Origin of the sequence: Chitinophaga pinensis DSM 2588 (assembly GCF_000024005.1) — a bacterium.
Classification (GTDB): Bacteria; Bacteroidota; Bacteroidia; order Chitinophagales; family Chitinophagaceae; genus Chitinophaga; species Chitinophaga pinensis.
Genome location: NC_013132.1, coordinates 2430827 through 2448084 on the forward strand (window position 1 = coordinate 2430827; position 17258 = coordinate 2448084).

General features: G+C 47.3%; 15 protein-coding genes. 10 read left to right on the plus strand and 5 right to left on the minus strand.

The features are described from left to right. The first annotated feature begins 9 nt into the window (after positions 1-9). From CPIN_RS10005 to fucP, 3 genes are read left to right on the plus strand one after another with little or no spacing between them, the layout of a single operon-like run. On the plus strand, positions 10-837 hold the full coding sequence (locus CPIN_RS10005; RefSeq protein ID WP_012789664.1) for an amidohydrolase family protein: 828 nt from the start codon (positions 10-12) through the stop codon (positions 835-837). 36 nt (positions 838-873) lie between these two features. Next, on the plus strand, positions 874-1656 hold the full coding sequence (locus CPIN_RS10010; RefSeq protein ID WP_012789665.1) for an SDR family oxidoreductase: 783 nt from the start codon (positions 874-876) through the stop codon (positions 1654-1656). 36 nt (positions 1657-1692) lie between these two features. After that, on the plus strand, positions 1693-2991 hold the full coding sequence (fucP, locus tag CPIN_RS10015; RefSeq protein WP_012789666.1) for an L-fucose:H+ symporter permease: 1299 nt from the start codon (positions 1693-1695) through the stop codon (positions 2989-2991). 197 nt (positions 2992-3188) lie between these two features. Here the strand turns inward: fucP and CPIN_RS10020 are convergent, their stop codons facing one another. Further along, positions 3189-3767, minus strand: a complete 579-nt coding sequence (locus CPIN_RS10020) for an O-methyltransferase (protein ID WP_012789667.1) — start codon at positions 3765-3767, stop codon at positions 3189-3191. 62 nt (positions 3768-3829) lie between these two features. Here CPIN_RS10020 and CPIN_RS10025 point away from each other — a divergent pair, with 62 nt between their 5' ends. Further along, a complete protein-coding gene (locus tag CPIN_RS10025; protein WP_012789668.1) occupies positions 3830-4555 on the plus strand; it encodes an MbnP family protein in 726 nt (241 codons plus the stop codon). A 6-nt stretch (positions 4556-4561) separates the two neighbouring features. Then, positions 4562-5620, plus strand: coding sequence for a cytochrome-c peroxidase (locus CPIN_RS10030; RefSeq protein WP_012789669.1), 1059 nt, complete (start codon positions 4562-4564; stop codon positions 5618-5620). A gap of 3 nt (positions 5621-5623) precedes the next feature. Here the strand turns inward: CPIN_RS10030 and CPIN_RS10035 are convergent, their stop codons facing one another. Next, complete coding sequence (locus CPIN_RS10035) at positions 5624-7840, minus strand: DUF4954 family protein (RefSeq protein WP_012789670.1); 2217 nt, start codon at positions 7838-7840, stop codon at positions 5624-5626. Positions 7841-7861: 21 nt separating this feature from the next. Continuing rightward, positions 7862-9697, minus strand: coding sequence for a glutamine--fructose-6-phosphate transaminase (isomerizing) (glmS, locus tag CPIN_RS10040; RefSeq protein ID WP_012789671.1), 1836 nt, complete (start codon positions 9695-9697; stop codon positions 7862-7864). Positions 9698-9930: 233 nt separating this feature from the next. Between glmS and CPIN_RS10045 the strand changes: the two genes are divergently transcribed. Continuing rightward, positions 9931-10455 carry a histidine phosphatase family protein gene (locus CPIN_RS10045; protein WP_012789672.1) on the plus strand — a complete coding sequence of 175 codons (525 nt, stop codon included), beginning with the start codon at positions 9931-9933 and terminating at the stop codon, positions 10453-10455. A gap of 197 nt (positions 10456-10652) precedes the next feature. Here CPIN_RS10045 and mgtE read toward each other — a convergent pair whose 3' ends face one another. Both mgtE and CPIN_RS10055 read right to left on the minus strand, forming a co-directional pair. After that, a complete protein-coding gene (gene mgtE / locus CPIN_RS10050) occupies positions 10653-12029 on the minus strand; it encodes a magnesium transporter (RefSeq protein WP_012789673.1) in 1377 nt (458 codons plus the stop codon). A 49-nt stretch (positions 12030-12078) separates the two neighbouring features. Further along, positions 12079-12948 (minus strand): bestrophin family protein, encoded by an 870-nt coding sequence (locus tag CPIN_RS10055; RefSeq protein WP_012789674.1) that lies wholly within the window; start codon positions 12946-12948, stop codon positions 12079-12081. Positions 12949-13044: 96 nt separating this feature from the next. Between CPIN_RS10055 and CPIN_RS10060 the strand changes: the two genes are divergently transcribed. The 4 genes from CPIN_RS10060 (at position 13045) to hutU (ending at position 17255) form a co-directional block, all read left to right on the plus strand. Continuing rightward, complete coding sequence (locus tag CPIN_RS10060; RefSeq protein WP_012789675.1) at positions 13045-13434, plus strand: SET domain-containing protein; 390 nt, start codon at positions 13045-13047, stop codon at positions 13432-13434. Positions 13435-13536: 102 nt separating this feature from the next. Further along, complete coding sequence (locus tag CPIN_RS10065; protein ID WP_012789676.1) at positions 13537-14022, plus strand: MarR family winged helix-turn-helix transcriptional regulator; 486 nt, start codon at positions 13537-13539, stop codon at positions 14020-14022. Positions 14023-14044: 22 nt separating this feature from the next. After that, positions 14045-15613, plus strand: coding sequence for a histidine ammonia-lyase (hutH, locus tag CPIN_RS10070; protein ID WP_012789677.1), 1569 nt, complete (start codon positions 14045-14047; stop codon positions 15611-15613). Then, positions 15591-17255: a urocanate hydratase gene (gene hutU / locus CPIN_RS10075; RefSeq protein WP_012789678.1), complete on the plus strand. Its 1665-nt coding sequence runs from the start codon at positions 15591-15593 to the stop codon at positions 17253-17255. Before hutH ends, hutU begins: the two co-directional genes overlap by 23 nt. Positions 17256-17258: the final 3 nt, after the last annotated feature.

The following is a 17258-nucleotide window of genomic DNA, read 5'->3' on the forward strand; positions in this document are numbered from 1 at the left end:
TATGAAATAATGATTATAGACGCACACCAGCATTTCTGGCAATATCACCCTGTAAAGGATGCCTGGATCACAGACGATATGAAAGTGATTCAGGAAGATTTCCTGCCGCAGCACCTTTTACCTGTATTACAGGAGAATGGTGTGGATGGCTGTGTTGCTGTACAGGCAGACCAGTCAGAAACTGAAACCGGCTTTCTGCTGGCACTTGCAGATCAACACGCTTTTATCAGAGGAGTAGTAGGATGGGTGGACCTTCGGGCGGAAAATCTTTCCGACAGACTGGCCCATTACCGCCAGTATGAAAAACTGAAAGGATTCCGTCATATTGTGCAGGGAGAACCTGATCCTTCCTTTATTCTCAGGGAGGATTTCTGTAAGGGAATAAGGGCGCTGGCTGCACATGATTTCACATACGACATACTGGTGTATCCTGTGCAATTGCCTGCAGTTGCAACGTTTGTACAACAGTTCCCTGATCAGCGGCTGGTCATAGATCATATGGCAAAGCCTTACTTCAAAACAGGTGATATCAGTGCCTGGGAAACACATATGCGGGCAATCGCGCAGCAACCTAATGTTTACTGTAAACTCAGTGGACTGGTAACAGAAGCGGACTGGCAGAAATGGGAACTTTCTCATTTTGCTCCTTTCCTGGATGTTGCGCTCGATGCTTTTGGCGCTGAACGACTGATGTTTGGTTCCGACTGGCCGGTATGTAAGCTGGCTGCCAGCTATACAGAAGTGAAAGCAATTATTACCGATTATATCAGCCGTCTTTCCGATGCGGAAAGAGCGGGCATTATGGGCGGAAATGCGGTGAGGTTCTACGGACTGTAGCGCCTTCGCTTATTTAAAATTATTTAAACCATTGACATGGATCTTGGATTAAAAGACAAAGTATTTATAGTAACGGGTGGTGCAAAAGGAATAGGAGAGGCGATATCCAAACTGATTGCCGCTGAAGGTGGTATTACTGTTATTGCCGGCAGAAGCACGGAGGATAACAATAAAACTGTTGAAGCGATCATCGCTGCCGGCGGACAGGCAGTAGAAGTTACCGCTGAACTGGGAGAAGCAGATGCCTGCAAACGTGTGATTGATTTCACTGTACAGCGTTTCGGACGTATTGACGGACTGGTAAACAATGCCGGTGTGAATGATGGGGTAGGACTGGAAAGTGGTAGCCCGGAGAAATTTATGGCTTCATTGCAGAAGAACATCTCCCATTACTACAACCTGGCGCATTACGCATTGCCATACCTGAAACAAACAAAAGGTAATATTGTCAATATCGGATCTAAAGTGGCGGATACCGGTCAGGGTAATACTTCCGGTTATGCAGCATCCAAAGGTGGTATCAATGCGCTGACACGTGAGTGGGCGGTGGAACTGCTGCCTTATGGTATTCGTGTTAATACAGTGATCCCTGCGGAAGTATGGACGCCGCTGTATGAAACCTGGATCAATTCTTTACCTAATCCGGACGAGAAACTGGCTGCTATTGTTGCCAAAATTCCTTACGAAAAACGTATGACTACATCCGAAGAAATAGCGAATATGACCGTATTCCTGTTATCAGGTGTGTCTTCTCATACCACCGGCCAGATCGTGTACGTGGATGGTGGTTATACACATCTGGACAGATCCATCAGCTAGTTGCCAACAGCAATTTTCATCATATAAATTATACTTATGGCCGGAGCCGCAATGCCCACTTCCACAGTTAAGGCAAACATCGATACAAAGAAGAGTTACCTGTTCCCGTTTATACTGGTGACGAGTTTATTTTTTCTATGGGCGCTGATCCACAATATGAGCCCTATCCTTATTCCACACCTGAAGAAGGCTTGTCAGCTGACAGACATGCAATCTGCATTTATTGATTCTGCTGTCTTCGCGGCCTACTTCCTGATGGCATTGCCGGCAGGTGCGGTTATGAAAAGGTTCGGATATAAGGCGGGTATTATTCTGGGCCTCTGCCTGTACGCATTGGGTGCATTTCTTTTTCTTCCGGCCGCCAGCACCCGTGATTACAGCTTCTTCCTGGGCGCTTTGTTTATTATCGCTACCGGTCTTACTTTCCTTGAAACGGCTGCAAATCCTTATGTGTCAGTATTGGGTAGTCCTGAGACAGCTACTACCCGTCTGAACCTCGCCCAATCCTTTAATGGTGTGGGTGCGATGATAGCACCGATATTAGGCGCAAAATTTATTCTTTCCGGTACGGAACTTTCTAAAGAACAACTGGCTGCCATGTCTCCGGACGTCTTACAGCAATATCTTGTAGGAGAAGCGAGTACCGTAAAGATTCCCTACCTCGTGATCGGCATAGTGGTATTAATGATCGCGGCACTTTTTGTTGTGACAAAAATGCCGGAAGTAGTTGAGCCGGAAGATGAAAAGTTTGATGAAACAGCAGGTACAAAAGGTAGCATCTTCAGACACAGACACCTGATTGCTGCGGTCGTGACAATGTTCTTTTATATCGGCGGACAAGTCGGTGTAAATGCTTTCTTTATCCGTTTTGCGAAGTATACTGCGGGTATTGGTGAAAAAGAAGCTGCCGTGTTGCTGGGTTCTGTAGCAGGACTTGGCTTTATGATTGGTCGTTTCTTTGGTACTTTCCTGATGCGTACGATCAAGCCGCAAACATTACTTTCACTCTATGGTGTGGTGAATGTGGCGCTGATCCTGATCGCTATGATGACCAAAGGACAGATCGCTGTCTGGACTGTGCTGGCGGTACCGTTCTTCATGTCTATCATGTTCCCAACTATATTCTCATTGGGTATCAAGGGCCTGGGAGGTGATACGAAATTCGGTTCTTCACTGATCATTATGTCTATCGTAGGTGGCGCTATTTTCCCGCCACTGATGGGATTGATCTCTGATAATTCCAATATCCAGATGGCCTATATTCTGCCATTGATCTGTTTTGCAGTGGTGGTATGGTTTGGTACAAAAGGGTACAAACTCGATAAAGCACACTAGCTATTTCGTGATATTCATTCAAGAGGTTGTTTCAAGCGTACATCTGGAGTGCATTGAAACAACCTCTTTGCTTTTATTACTTGTTGAGCAGTTCGTCGAGTTTTTGTAATAACTCTTCACCGCGTAGATTTTTGGCTACGATGATGCCATTTTCATCTATCAGGAAATTGGCGGGTTCAGATCTGAAGTGTAGTAGTTTATTTCTTAACACCAATGATAATTCCCGACGCCCATACCTGTTTTGTCAGTACCAGGTCTTCCCTTGCTTCCAGGTCTTTTATCAGCTGGGTGGCTTTTTCCTGGTGTCCTTCCGGCCAGTTGGATTGCGGCAGCATATCGTCAATGATATAAAGTCCGCCTTTGTTCAGCATGGCCAGTGTTTCATCCAGCATCAGGTATTTTCCGTGCCAGGTATCAGCAAAAATGAAATCAAATTTGCGGCGTCTGTTTTCTTTTAACCATTCGCCTCCGTCAGCATTGACGAGTTTTATTCTGCTGTCATCGTTCAGGAAACGGATGGCGATATCCAGGTATTCCTGTGCATTATCAACTGATATCAGTGTACTTTCTTTATCCATACCATCCAGAATCCATGAGGTAGAGAGTCCGGTACCTGTACCTAATTCGAGAAAGCTGCCATAAGGTTTAGCCGCCGCCAGGCTGCGGAGCAGGGAGCATGTCAGTGGGTCAGAGGCCATCGTAAATCCGGATGCGTTCGTTGCGTCAACAATGTACTGATAGTGGTCAGGGTATTGCTGGAGTATGTCCTGTGTCATGAGCTGTTTATTAAATAGGTCCTACGACAAGTTAGTAAAAAAAATCACTTACTTTCGGTATTATGAAGCGCCTGTTATCTCTGATATTCCTGTTTACCTATACGGGCACAGCCGCACAGCAGGTGCAGCTGGATATCAACCACGTGGTAGGAGGGCTGCCGATGCAACTGAAAACGGGCTCCTACAATAATGTCGCAGGCGATACCTTCCATATTACGCTGTTCAGCTATTACCTGAGTAATTTCTCTCTCTCTGATGCAACCGGAAAGACAGTGGCTGCGGAGAAGGCTTATTTTCTTGTCAGTGAAGATAGCATCCCTTCCAGGCATTTACTGTTGCAGCAATGTCCGGAGGGGCGTTATACCCAGCTGACTTTTATGATAGGCGTGGATAGTATATTGAATTTCAGCGGTCCGCAATCAGGGGCGCTTGATCCGATGTACGGGATGTTCTGGACCTGGAATAGCGGCTATATCATGGCCAAACTGGAAGGTAATTCTCCTTCCTCCCGTTTACCTAACCATATGATCCAGTTCCATATAGGTGGCTACTGTGCCCCGCATGTTACACAGCGGATGGTGACCCTGACACTGCCGGAACCTTTGGTTGTACGCCAGGGAAAGACGCCGCAATTGTCATTGGAAGCAGATGCTGCGACCTGGTTTAAAGGTGATTATAAAGTCAGTTTCAGACAGTTAGCCGGATTTATGGCCCCGGGTACAGCGGCGGACAGGATCGCGGATAATTATCAGCATATGTTTTCCGTTAAGCAAATAGTAAATCAGTAACGGCACATGACCCGGAAAGTGATATATCTGCTTTGTGCTTTCTGCCTGTGGTACTGGCTCATGGGAGGAGATCGTGATGCGTTGACGGCTCATTCTCCGGTAGTGGAATACTACCAGCTGAAAATACCGGACAGTCTGCCTCCGCCGGTATACAATTTCAAAAACAACCCGCTTACAAAAGAAGGGATCGCCCTGGGCAGACACCTGTTTTATGATCCCAAGCTCTCCGTAGACAGTTCTATTTCCTGTGGTTTCTGCCATCAGCAGTTTGCTGGTTTTGGCCACTATGACCATGCCCTTAGTCATGGAGTGTTAGGCAGAACGGGCAACCGGTCTGTACCGACCTTGTTCAACCTGATCTGGCAGAAGGACTTTATGTGGGATGGCGGCGTCAATCATCTCGATATTCAGCCTTTAACGCCTATTACAGACGAGAACGAGATGGGGATGGATCTCAAGGCGTTAATTGATCGTTTGCAGGGAAATCAGACCTATAAGCGGCTTTTTAAGGCAGCCTATGGTTCAGAAACCGTAACCAGTGAACGGATGTTCAAGGCCTTGTCACAATTTATGGCGACCATGCTTTCTTTTGAGTCTAAATATGATAGTGTTATGCGCCGGGAGCCAGGGGTGACTTTTACGGCAGAGGAGCAGGGCGGATATCGTACGTTCATGCAGAAATGTGCCAGTTGCCATAAGCCGCCTTTGTTCACTGATTACAGTCTGCGGAACAACGGACTGCCGTATCTGCCTTCTATGAATGATGTGGGCCGTATGCGTATCTCCAATAACACAGCAGATTACCTGAAGTTTAAGGTGCCTTCGCTGCGCAATGTACTGGTTAGTTCGCCCTACATGCACGACGGGCGTTTCTTTGATATTTTCCAGGTATTTGATATGTACGATCACGGGCAGGAAAAGGGGAATACCATTGATCCTCTTGTGAAGAATGGTATCCCCCTGAATCCGAAAGAACAGCGTCAGCTGTATATGTTTCTGAATACGTTGACCGACAAAAAATTTCTTAAGAACCAGGACTTCAGCGAAATCCTGATCACCGATTAAGTCTTACAGTTTCCATTGCTCTATCAGCGTACTTACCTGTTGTTTGTAAGTCGCCAGATCTGCCAGTGTCTGCTGAATGAAACTGTTATCATCCAGTTTACCGACTACAGCTTCCATTTCAGCTTCATTTTCGTAAGTCATCTGACGGAACGGATTCTGATAATCTTTTGCGCGGGAGCGATAAATATTTTCCGTTAAATAGGTCTGCATATGCAGGGATTGCAGCAGGCATTCTTTCAGGAAAGCAGGGGTGAAATCCCTGGCTTTTTTCTCTTCTATATGTAACAGGGAAGCAATCGCATGTTGCAGTTTATCTGTTGCATAGTGAGCGCCGATTATCCTGTAGTTTTCATGCAGTTCAGCCCAACCTTTGATAGTGCCTGTACGTATCTGATTTTTCAGATCCGCCAGCGTTTCTTCTTTCATCAGTTGTCCGCCTACATTATGCCATGGACCTCTTTCTGCTGTTTCAACAATACCGCGCAGCGTTGTGAAATTATGTGTTTCATCCTGTGCGATATAGCTGAATATATTCCTGATAGCATAGAGGTTGATCAGTTCTTTGAAGAGTGGATATGAACGGTGTACTTTCAGCAGTTGTACTTTACGCGAACTGTTTTCCACATTAGCGGCATAAATCTGTAATTTACCCGCTTCTTCCGGGTCGTGCAGCAGCAGATCTTTTCCTTTTTCCTGGAAGTCGTGAACAGACAGGGAAGCGTTATCATGTTCAAATTTCAGGTACCATGCCTGACCGGTTGCGATCTCCATGAGCGCCATTGAATGAATCATTTCTTCTACGCTGTCTGGCGCCAGGTAATCGTATTCTATCAGCTGTGTTTTATCTGTACGTTTATCGCGGTCAATATATTTCCAGGAATTACGGGCCAGTGCATACATGTTGTGCATGAACCAGTAGCCCGTCATGATCCGGAGGGTATTGTGCTGTTCGTCATTCAGTACGAGACTGAATGGGAAAGGCACATCCATTTCATACATGTAGGTGCCTTTGGCTATCAGCATAAAGCTGGCGAAGCGCGAGTTGTGTTTGAGACTCACACAGAGCCCCGGCCAGAAGCCCCGACCTGCAATGACTTCTCCGTCCGCGCCGCGTGAGTTATGGTTAGATCCTATGGTAGCGCCGGCGGCCATATTACTTTGTCCCATGATCAGTGCTGCGCACAGGAAGGAGTTGTTATGGTGTTGCTCATGTGCCGGGAATATCAATGAGTTCAGTACTTCACAACAGGAGATCGTTGCATTGTTACCCAGGTAGGAGTTGATCAGACGTGCACCATATTTCAGCTGTGAATGGGAGGCCATTACAAAACGTACGGCTTTTACACCATAAAATACGCGACAGCCATAACCTACGATACCGTTTACCAGTTCGCAGCCTTCTCCGATCTGGCTGGTGGCTTCTGCGGAACTGTTGATCGTGACATTTTTGATCTTATTGGCGCCTTTCAGATAAGCGTCTGTACCAATGGTCACATCTTTGATGATCTTACAGTTCTTGATCACGCTGCGGTCGCCTACCATACCGTAGTAACCGCGTTTTTTGTCAAACTGATTTTCTGTGAATACCTTGAACTGTTGTTGCAGGGCGGCATCGTCGCGATTGCGTGTCCAGAGCCATGCATCTCCCGGTAACATACCATCGAAAGGCATGACGCTTCTGCCACCATTTTCATTACATAGTTCCAGCCAGATACGTAGTGATTCTGACTCGCCTTCTTTCACGATACCGTTACCGAATTTGGCGTGATCAGTGGTTGTCATTTCATTGACATTGCAGATGATCACTTCGTTGCCGATAATATAATGAGAGAGGTAGTTGACATTATGGATGACTGCATTATCGCCGAAATCGCAGGAGGAGATCGTGCTGTTGTACAGTCCAACGGGTAGTCTCAGGTTATGGAATTCAAGATAGTAAGGTTCCAGTTTCCCGATACGTACGACTCCAAAGAAGTGGCAGTGTTTTACCAGTTGCGGATTGAATTCGTTGGCAACAAAAATGTTATTCCAGTCATCTGAGGTATTATCATTACGCACGAGTATTTCAATCTCAAGCGCCGTGAGTTTACGGTAGTTGGTTTGCTGTTTGCCCAGTTGACTGTTCCGCAGGTAATACTCGTCTTTGCCTTCAGGCAAATAAGGAGCCGCTACAAAATTGTAGCCTAACTCGGTGAGTGGCTTCTTCTGTATTACATTCATCAAAAAAGAGTTGAGGTTTTACTATTCTACGGTTACTGATTTCGCCAGGTTTCGTGGTTTATCCACATCAAATCCTTTCAGTACACCGATATGATATGCAAGCAGCTGCATTGGAATAACGGATACAATAGGCGCTACCAGTTCATCGGCAGCAGGCACCTCGATGATATCGTCTGCCAGACCGCGGATCGTCTGATCGCCTTCTGTTACGACTGCGATCACTTTCCCTTTACGCGCCTTTATTTCCTGGATGTTAGATACTACTTTCTCGTAATAGCTGTCTCGTGTAGCCACAAAAACAACAGGCAGGTTTTCATCAACCAGTGCAATCGGCCCGTGTTTCATTTCAGCAGCAGGATAACCTTCTGCATGTATGTAAGAGATCTCTTTCAGTTTTAATGCTCCTTCCAGCGCTACCGGGAAATTATAACCACGTCCGAGGTAGAGGAAGTCGCGTGCGTCTTTGTATTTATCTGCCACCTGTCTGATCTGCTCATTCAGTTTGAGTACGGTTGCTACCTTATCAGGGATACCATCCAGTTCATCGATCAGGTGCTGCAAGCGTTGCTGGCTGATACTGCCTTTTTCCTGTGCTACTTTCAGTCCTATCATACACAGTACTGCCAGTTGCGCGGTGAATGCCTTGGTGCTGGCAACCCCGATTTCAGGACCGGCATGTGTATAAGCGCCGGCATCAGAGATACGTGCGATAGAGGAACCTACCACGTTACAAACGCCGAGTATGATTGCGCCTTTCTGTTTTGCGCTTTCAATGGCGACAAGGGTATCTGCTGTTTCACCTGATTGTGATACGGCAATAATTACATCTCCTTCGCCTACTACCGGATTGCGATAGCGGAATTCAGAAGCATATTCTACTTCCACCGGGATGCGGCATAATTCCTCGATCATGTATTCAGCTACGAGCCCTGCGTGCCAGGAGGTACCACAGGCTACGATGATGATACGTTTCGCCTGACTGAGTAAGGCTGCGTGTTCACGGATACCACCCAGTGTCAGTGTGCCACGCTTCGCATCCAGACGGCCACGTAAGCTGTCGAAGATGGTTTGTGGCTGTTCGAATATTTCTTTCAGCATGAAGTGATCATATCCGCTTTTCTCAATGGCAGCCAGTTCGATATCCAGTTTCTGGATATAAGGGGTCTGACGTTCATTGGAGATATTTTTCAGGATCAGTTCATCTGCTTTGATAATAGCAATTTCGTAGTCGTTCACATACACTACTTCCTTGGTATACTCCACGATAGGAGAGGCGTCGGAAGCAAGGAAATGTTCTCCTTTACCTACACCGATTACCAGCGGACTACCCTTACGGGCAGCAATGAGGGTATCCGGATTATCCTGGTCAACGAGTACGATCACATAAGCGCCTACTACTCTTTTCAGGGCAATACGCAGCGCTTCCTCCAGACCGCATTGATTGCTTGCCTGTATCTCTTCTATGAAGTGGATAAGGACTTCAGTATCTGTATCGCTTTTGAAAATATGGCCTTTTTTCAGCAGCTCCTGTTTGAGCTGGGCATAGTTTTCTATGATACCATTGTGTATCATAGCCAGTTTGCCATTGCCGGAAGTATGGGGGTGGGAGTTACGATCACTGGGCTCGCCATGTGTGGCCCATCTGGTGTGTCCAATGGCTATATGACTGTGTGTGTCTTTACCGCTGAGAAAGTCTTCCAGTTCTGCTACTTTTCCTTTCTTCTTATAAACTTTCAGTTCTCCATTTAATAGTGCTACACCAGCACTGTCATATCCGCGATATTCTAATCTTTTCAGCCCTTTTAATACGATTGGGTAGGCTTCTCGTTGGCCTATGTAAGCGACTATTCCGCACATAAAATGTTTTTCAGTTTACATGGATAAAGCGTGCAAGTTGTATAAAAAATGTGAAAAACGTATAAAAGATTGCGAATTATGGCCCAGAATAACAAAATGAGGCTCATGCTCTTAGTCGTTAAAATATTCTTTAGGTACTATTACTTATACTTTTGGGGCCACTCACTATCATCAAATTGTATGCCTGCCTGGAAAATTCGTAATTTGTCCCCCTTAACCGAACATGAGGTCCTATGAGATATGTAATAATACTATTACTAAGCTGCCTGGCATGTGAACAGGCGCCACCTGAAAAACAAGCGATCCCGGTTGCGGAAGACAGCACCTTTCTTACCGGCACTTTCTACCTGGTGCGTCATGCTGAACAGGCCGGAGTGGATTCTGTACTTGAGGCAACCGGTCATCAGCAGGCGGGTGCGCTTTACCGCTTATTACAGGACTCAGGTATTCAGAAGATCTACTTTACCCGATATCCCGGCAGTCTGGACATGGCAGATTCTATGTACCAATATCTCAGTCTTGATACAGTTTCTTATGTAGCTGATTCTTCCGGAGAGGGATTGTTGTATGAGATCACCCGTCAGAAGGATTGGGGAAAGAAGCTGCTGGTGGTGGGGAATAACCGCGCGCTGGTACCGATTATGCATTCGCTGAAGGCAAAGCCCAAGATTGATTCTGTTGCGGGAAAAGACTACAGCAGCCTGTTTATCGTCAGAAAGTATAAGGATAGTGTACGTTGCAAAAGACTAAACTATTGAAATAAAAAACCGGAACAGGAAGGAGCGATAAATGCTTTCTTGCTATTCCGGTCGGGTCACTATGTGACACTTTAATAAAGTATTGTTATAGTGGTTGTTATGCGTTTACTATAGCGATGACTAACCGTTTCAAGCCTTTGTATATGAAGCTGTTATGGACATGAGGTGGACTTGATGCGTTCTACAGCCGTTTTTTATCACAGCATTACTCCCTTCAGCAGGGTATAAGCTACTGAGAAATAGATCAGCAAACCGGTTACGTCTACCAGTGTAGCCACAAAGGGGGCTGACGACGTAGCAGGATCTGCCCCCAGCCTTTTCAGGAGCAATGGCAGCATAGAGCCAGAAAGCGTTCCCCAGAGGACGACCCCTATCAACGATATGCCTACCGTTAACCCGATCAATAGGGTATGATCGCCATAGGTATGAAAGAAGGCATTCCACAGCAGGATACGGATAAATCCGATCAACCCTAACACACTACCCAGTAACAGGCCGGAGATGATCTCCCTGCGCATCACTTTCCACCAGTCGGCAATACTGATCTCACCCAGCGCCATTGCCTGAATGATCAGGGTAGATGCCTGAGAACCGCTATTACCCCCACTGGAGATAATAAGAGGCACAAAGAGGGCCAGTACTACTGCCTTGGCTATTTCGTCTTCAAAGAAGCTCATGGCGGTAGCCGTCAGCATTTCTCCGATAAAGAGTACAACCAGCCAGCCGATCCTCTTTTTCATCAGTTTCAGCAGGGGAATATCCAGGTAGGGTTCATCCAGTGCCTCGGTACCACCGATACGCTGGATATCTTCTGTATGTTCTTCATTGGCGATCCAGAGGATGTCATCAATGGTGATGATACCCAGCAGGATACCTGCGTCATCTACTACCGGCAGCGCGACCCTGTTTTCCATACGGAATACCTGGATGGCTTCTTCCTGGTCATCGCTGACATGTAAGGCGACAAAGCGGTCATCCATCAGGGTATGTACAACGGTGTCGGGCGCTACCAGCAGAAACTCTCTGATACGGAAGTCATCTATCAGTTTCCCCTTTTCGTCTACCACATATATCACATCGATGGTCTCACTGTCTTTACCGTACTCCCTGATATAGCGCAGTACCTGTTTCACCGTCCATTCCTCACGTACCGCGATGTACTCGGGCGTCATGATACGTCCTACACTGGTTTCAGGATACCCCAGCAGACTAAGGGTGATCTTACGTTCTTCGGGGTCCAGTAGCTTGATCAGCTCTTTCACCACGTCGCTATGTAATTCACCCAGGAAGGCGGTACGGTCATCCGCCGGTAGTTCATTCAGCAGCTCTGCGACTTTTGCAGCGGGCAGCTCCCGGATCACCTCTTCCTGTATATGAAATTCCAGGATCCTGAAAGCTGCAGCAGCACGGCCTATGGACAACTGATTCATGATCACGTCAGCATGCTCCGGCAGCTCGTGAATGAGCTCGGCGATGTCTGTGATAAGCTGGTCATCCAGGTACACTTTCAGTTCCGGGAAGTTCTGCTCAGCGACCAGCGTCTCAAATTTTTCCAGTAATACTTCATTTTCCATATTCCAAATGCTGTCAGTGAGGCGAAATTAAAGAAAGTTGAGGTCCAGATTACAATATCTCTCCTACATGTTTGCGGATATTGGTAGAAATCGTGTCCGTAGGCAGGTCATTCGCGTCAAATCCAAAGGGGTCTTCTATCTCTTCAGCGATCAGCTCAAGGCTGGCCAGTACATAGAAAATGAATACCACCACAGGTATGATCAGATAGTGCAGGGTAAATACGTAGCCCAGGGGCAGGGTCATGACAAAGAAAAAGATAAACTTTTTAATGAAGACACTGTAGGAAAAAGGAATAGGGGTATTCCTGATCCGCTCGCAGGCGCCGCAGATATCCGTAAAGGACAGCAGCTCGGGGTTAAGACTAAGCAGCTGTTCTCCGCTGATCTGTCCCTGGCGGTAAAGTTCATGGACATGCGCTATGATTTTAGCTGCTATCTGATTTGGTACATGTTTATCCTGCTGCAGCTGCATACTATCTGCCTGTTGAAATTCTTCGGGCTGATACAGGTTACGCAGATGGTTCTTCAGACCAAAGGCATAATTGGGGATCATGATCCTGAAGAACTCACGGGAAGCGGTATTCGAAGCTGGTAACATGGCGTTCAGTTTAAGCGCCAGGTTACGGCTGTTGTTCACCAGTGCTCCCCACAGCTTACGGCCTTCCCACCAACGGTCATAGGCCGTATTGGTGCGGAATACAAGCAGGAGAGAGATGACAAAACCTAATAGTGAATGGATTAAAGTGATCTGTTTCAGGTCACTATTGGGGGACAGCTTCAGTAATTCCAGTTCAAGAAAGGCTACCAGCGCAGAATAGGCAGACAGGGCTATAAACATGGGAAACAGCTTCCGGACAGTATCTCCCTTATGGAAGCGGAAGATAAAAGTAAACCATGCTTTCGGGTTGTAATCAATCATATTTAAGCGTATACATTTTCGCAAACCTAAAAATTTTACACATGATTTTGATAACTTCCTGCTTTACCTTTATTTTACGCTTCCTTACATTACATTATGATCAAGCCATATTTATACGTCGACAAGACAAAAGGCAAGGGCCGCGGAGTGTTTACAAAAGAAAGAATAGCAGCTGGCACCCGTATAGAAACCTCGCCTGTACTTGTTTTGTCCTATGACGATACCGAGATTGTCGATAAAACGAAACTGCACAATTACATTTTCTTATGGGGTGTTCGTGAAACCCGTTCCTGCATTGCGCTTGGTCTCTGTTCCATCTATAACCACTCTTACGATCCTAACTGTGTGTACGAAATGGACTTCGAAGAAGAAACCATGAGTATCATCACCCGCCGGGAGATTAAAAAAGGAGAGGAACTCTGTATCAACTACAATGGTGATGTGACCGATTCATCGCCGGTATGGTTCGACGTAAGAAAGAAATAGCCGGGAAGTAAGGCCCAACCGCCTTTCCTGAAGAAATAAATAAGGAATTGAGAAATTCCTTATTATTGTATCAAAATATATAAGTGCTTATATAATTTTACTATGAGCTTCTACGCTTCACTGGGATACCTGGTTTTTGGCAGCCGCCTCAGACGGCTGAGTGAATACTTCCTCATGGAGGTAAATAAGGTCTATGAACAAGCTGGTATTGCCTTTGACGCCAGCTGGTTCCCGGTTTTCTATATCCTTTCCCGTCAGCAGAACATCCCGCTGATCGACATTGCCGAACAGCTGGAAGTCTCTCACTCGGCCATCAGTCAGCTGATCACCAACCTGAAAAAGAAGGGATTAGTGCATACCGCTCCTTGTCCCGATGACGGACGCCGGCAGCTGGTCATGCTCACACCGCAGGGAGAGGAGCTGCTACAGCAGGTACAGCCCATATGGGAAGCCATTACTACGGCTATGGAGGAACTGACGGAAGAGAACAAACAAAGTAAACAGCTGCTGGAAGCCATCAGACAGGTGGAAAGCGCCGTACAGGGAACGTCCCTGTCCGCAAGGATACAGGCGTCTATGAAAAACTGATCACGACTCAATCCAATCAACAATGATACACCAATTCAAGTACGGTATTGATCAGCTCACCGTGGCGAAGGCGCTGGATATTGCGTCAGGAAAGCTCGCCGGTATACTGGTACCGGAAGTGACTGCACGCATCAGGGCCAGCGCTGCCCACGTGCAGACTATTGTCGCCGCTCACAGCACCGTATATGGTATCAATACAGGCTTCGGGCCGCTCTGCGATACCAAGATATCCGAAGAAGATACCCGTGCCCTGCAATACAACATTCTTCAAAGTCATAGTGTAGGGGTAGGTAACCCGATCCCCGAACTGGTAGCCCGCGTGATGCTGGTCACCAAAGTACAGGCCCTGGCACAGGGATATTCAGGGGTAGCCCTGGCTACGCTTGAACGTATCATCTGGCATATAGAACATCACGTAACGCCCGTGGTACCTGAAAAAGGTTCTGTCGGCGCCTCCGGCGACCTGGCGCCTTTATCACATCTCTTCCTGCCGCTGATCGGTCTTGGCGAGGTGTATTACAAAGGACAGCGACAGCCCTCAGCAGCTGTTTTACAGGCAGAAAACCTGGAGCCGGTTATCTTAGGTCCCAAAGAGGGACTGGCGCTTATAAACGGTACCCAGTTCATTCTCTCCTTTGCAGTCACCGCTTTACAGCGTATGCATAATGCACTGGAAGCTGCTGATATCATTGGTGCATTATCGCTTGAAGGACTCATGGGTACCGCTCGTCCCTTTGATCCGCGTTTACATGCGATCAGACCTTTCCCCGGTAATCAGCTGGTGGCACACAGGCTGAAAATTATGCTGGAAAACTCCGGTATCATGGCTGCTCACGTGGATTGCGGTCGTGTACAGGATCCTTATTCCCTGCGCTGTATGCCACAGGTACATGGCGCTTCCCGTACCGCATGGCATCACCTGCGTGAACTGACCGTAATTGAATTGAACGCTGTGACAGATAACCCTATCATCTTTAGCGCGGAGGATACGATCAGCGGGGGTAACTTCCATGGTCAGCCGCTGGCAATGCCGCTGGACTATGCGACTGTCGCCGCCGCAGAACTGGGTAATATATCCGATCGCCGTTGTTATATGATGATCGAAGGCCGTTATGGCTTACCCAAACTATTAATCGAAGATGCCGGACTCAATTCCGGTTTTATGATACCACAATACACGACAGCCGCCCTGGTAACAGAGAATAAGACCCTTTGTTTCCCGGCCAGTGCCGATAGTGTACCGACTTCCCTTGGTCAGGAAGACCATGTATCCATGGGTTCCATCAGTGGTCGTAAACTGCACCAGGTTATTGACAACCTGGAATATATACTGGCAGTCGAACTGCTGTATGCTGCACAGGCGGTGGATTTCAGACGGCCTTTACAATCCGGACCTATCCTGGAAGCTGTACATTCCTTTGTACGTGAAACCGTTCCATTCGCAGCCAAAGACAGGATTTTTGCCTATGATATCAAACAGCTGCATGGACTGATCACCAATCAATCTTTAGTGAACGTGGCTAACAATGCCGCACTTGACAATCACCTTTCTCTAAACGGTATTTATCATGAACAGTTCGGACTTTATTAAGACATATGCGGCACACCCGCATTATAAAGCGCCCCATGGCAATCAGCTGCACGCGCGCTCCTGGCAGACAGAAGCACCCTTACGTATGCTCCTGAATAACCTGGATGCCGAAGTGGCTGAGAATCCTGATGAACTGGTGGTGTATGGTGGTATCGGTCAGGCTGCACGTAACAAAGAATCCTTACAGAAGATCATTGAGATCCTGCTGGAACTGGACGAAGATCATTCTTTGCTGGTACAGTCGGGTAAACCCGTTGGCGTTGTTCGTACCCATCCGCAGGCGCCCCGCGTTATGCTGGCGAATAGTAACCTGGTGCCTAAATGGGCTACCTGGGAACATTTCAACGAACTGCGTGCAAAAGGACTCATGATGTACGGACAGATGACAGCAGGTAGCTGGATCTATATCGGTACACAGGGTATCTTACAGGGTACCTACGAGACTTTTGTGGCTTGTGGCCGTCAGCATTTCAATGGCGACCTGAAAGGTAAACTGCTCGTGACGGCAGGTATTGGTGGTATGGGTGGCGCACAGCCATTGGCTGCTACCATGGCCGGTGCTGTATTCCTGGGTGCAGATGTGGATGAATCACGTATCCGCAAGCGCCTGGCTACCCGTTATATCGACCGTATTACCCACTCTTATGAGGAGGCGATTGCCTGGGCAATGGACGCTAAAGCCAAAGGGGAAGCACTGTCCATCGGGCTGGTAAGTGATGCGGGAGATATGCTGGAACGCTTACTGAAAGACAATATTATTCCTGATATACTGACTGACCAGACCTCCGCGCACGATCCTATTAACGGATATGTGCCGAATGGGCTTTCCCTGGAAGAAGCGACGGCATTACGTAAAAAAGACCCGGCAGACTACAAAGCCCGCTCTTTAAAGAGTATGGCCCGTCACGTATCTTTTATGCTGGCTTTACAGGGAAAGGGCGCTGTTACCTTTGACTATGGTAATAACCTGCGTGAGTTTGCACGTGAAGGTGGAGAACCTAACGCCTTCAACTTCCCGGGATTTACGCCTGCCTATATCCGTCCCCTTTTCTGTGAAGGGAAAGGACCTTTCAGATGGGTGGCTTTATCCGGCGATCCTGAAGATATTTATACCACCGACAAGGCATTGATGGAAGCCTTTCCGGAGAATACGGCCCTGATCAACTGGCTGAAGAAAGCACAGGCACAGGTAGCCTTCCAGGGATTACCTGCGCGTATCTGCTGGCTGGGATTAGGCGAAAGAGAAAAAGCCGGTCTTATTTTCAATGAACTGGTGAGAACAGGTAAAGTGAAAGCGCCTATTGTGATCGGTCGCGATCACCTGGATTGTGGTTCTGTCGCATCTCCCAACAGGGAAACAGAAGCGATGAAAGATGGTTCGGATGCGGTGTCTGACTGGACTTTATTAAACCTGATGGCGAATACCGGCGGTGGTGCTACCTGGGTATCTTTCCATCATGGTGGCGGCGTTGGTATGGGTTATTCACAACATGCAGGCATGGTCGTACTGGCAGATGGATCTGAACGTGCGGAAGCCTGTCTGAAAAGAGTATTATTCAATGATCCGGCATTGGGCATCTTCCGACATGCGGATGCAGGGTATGAAGAAGCAAAAGCAACTGCCAGAAAATTCAATATCTGATCT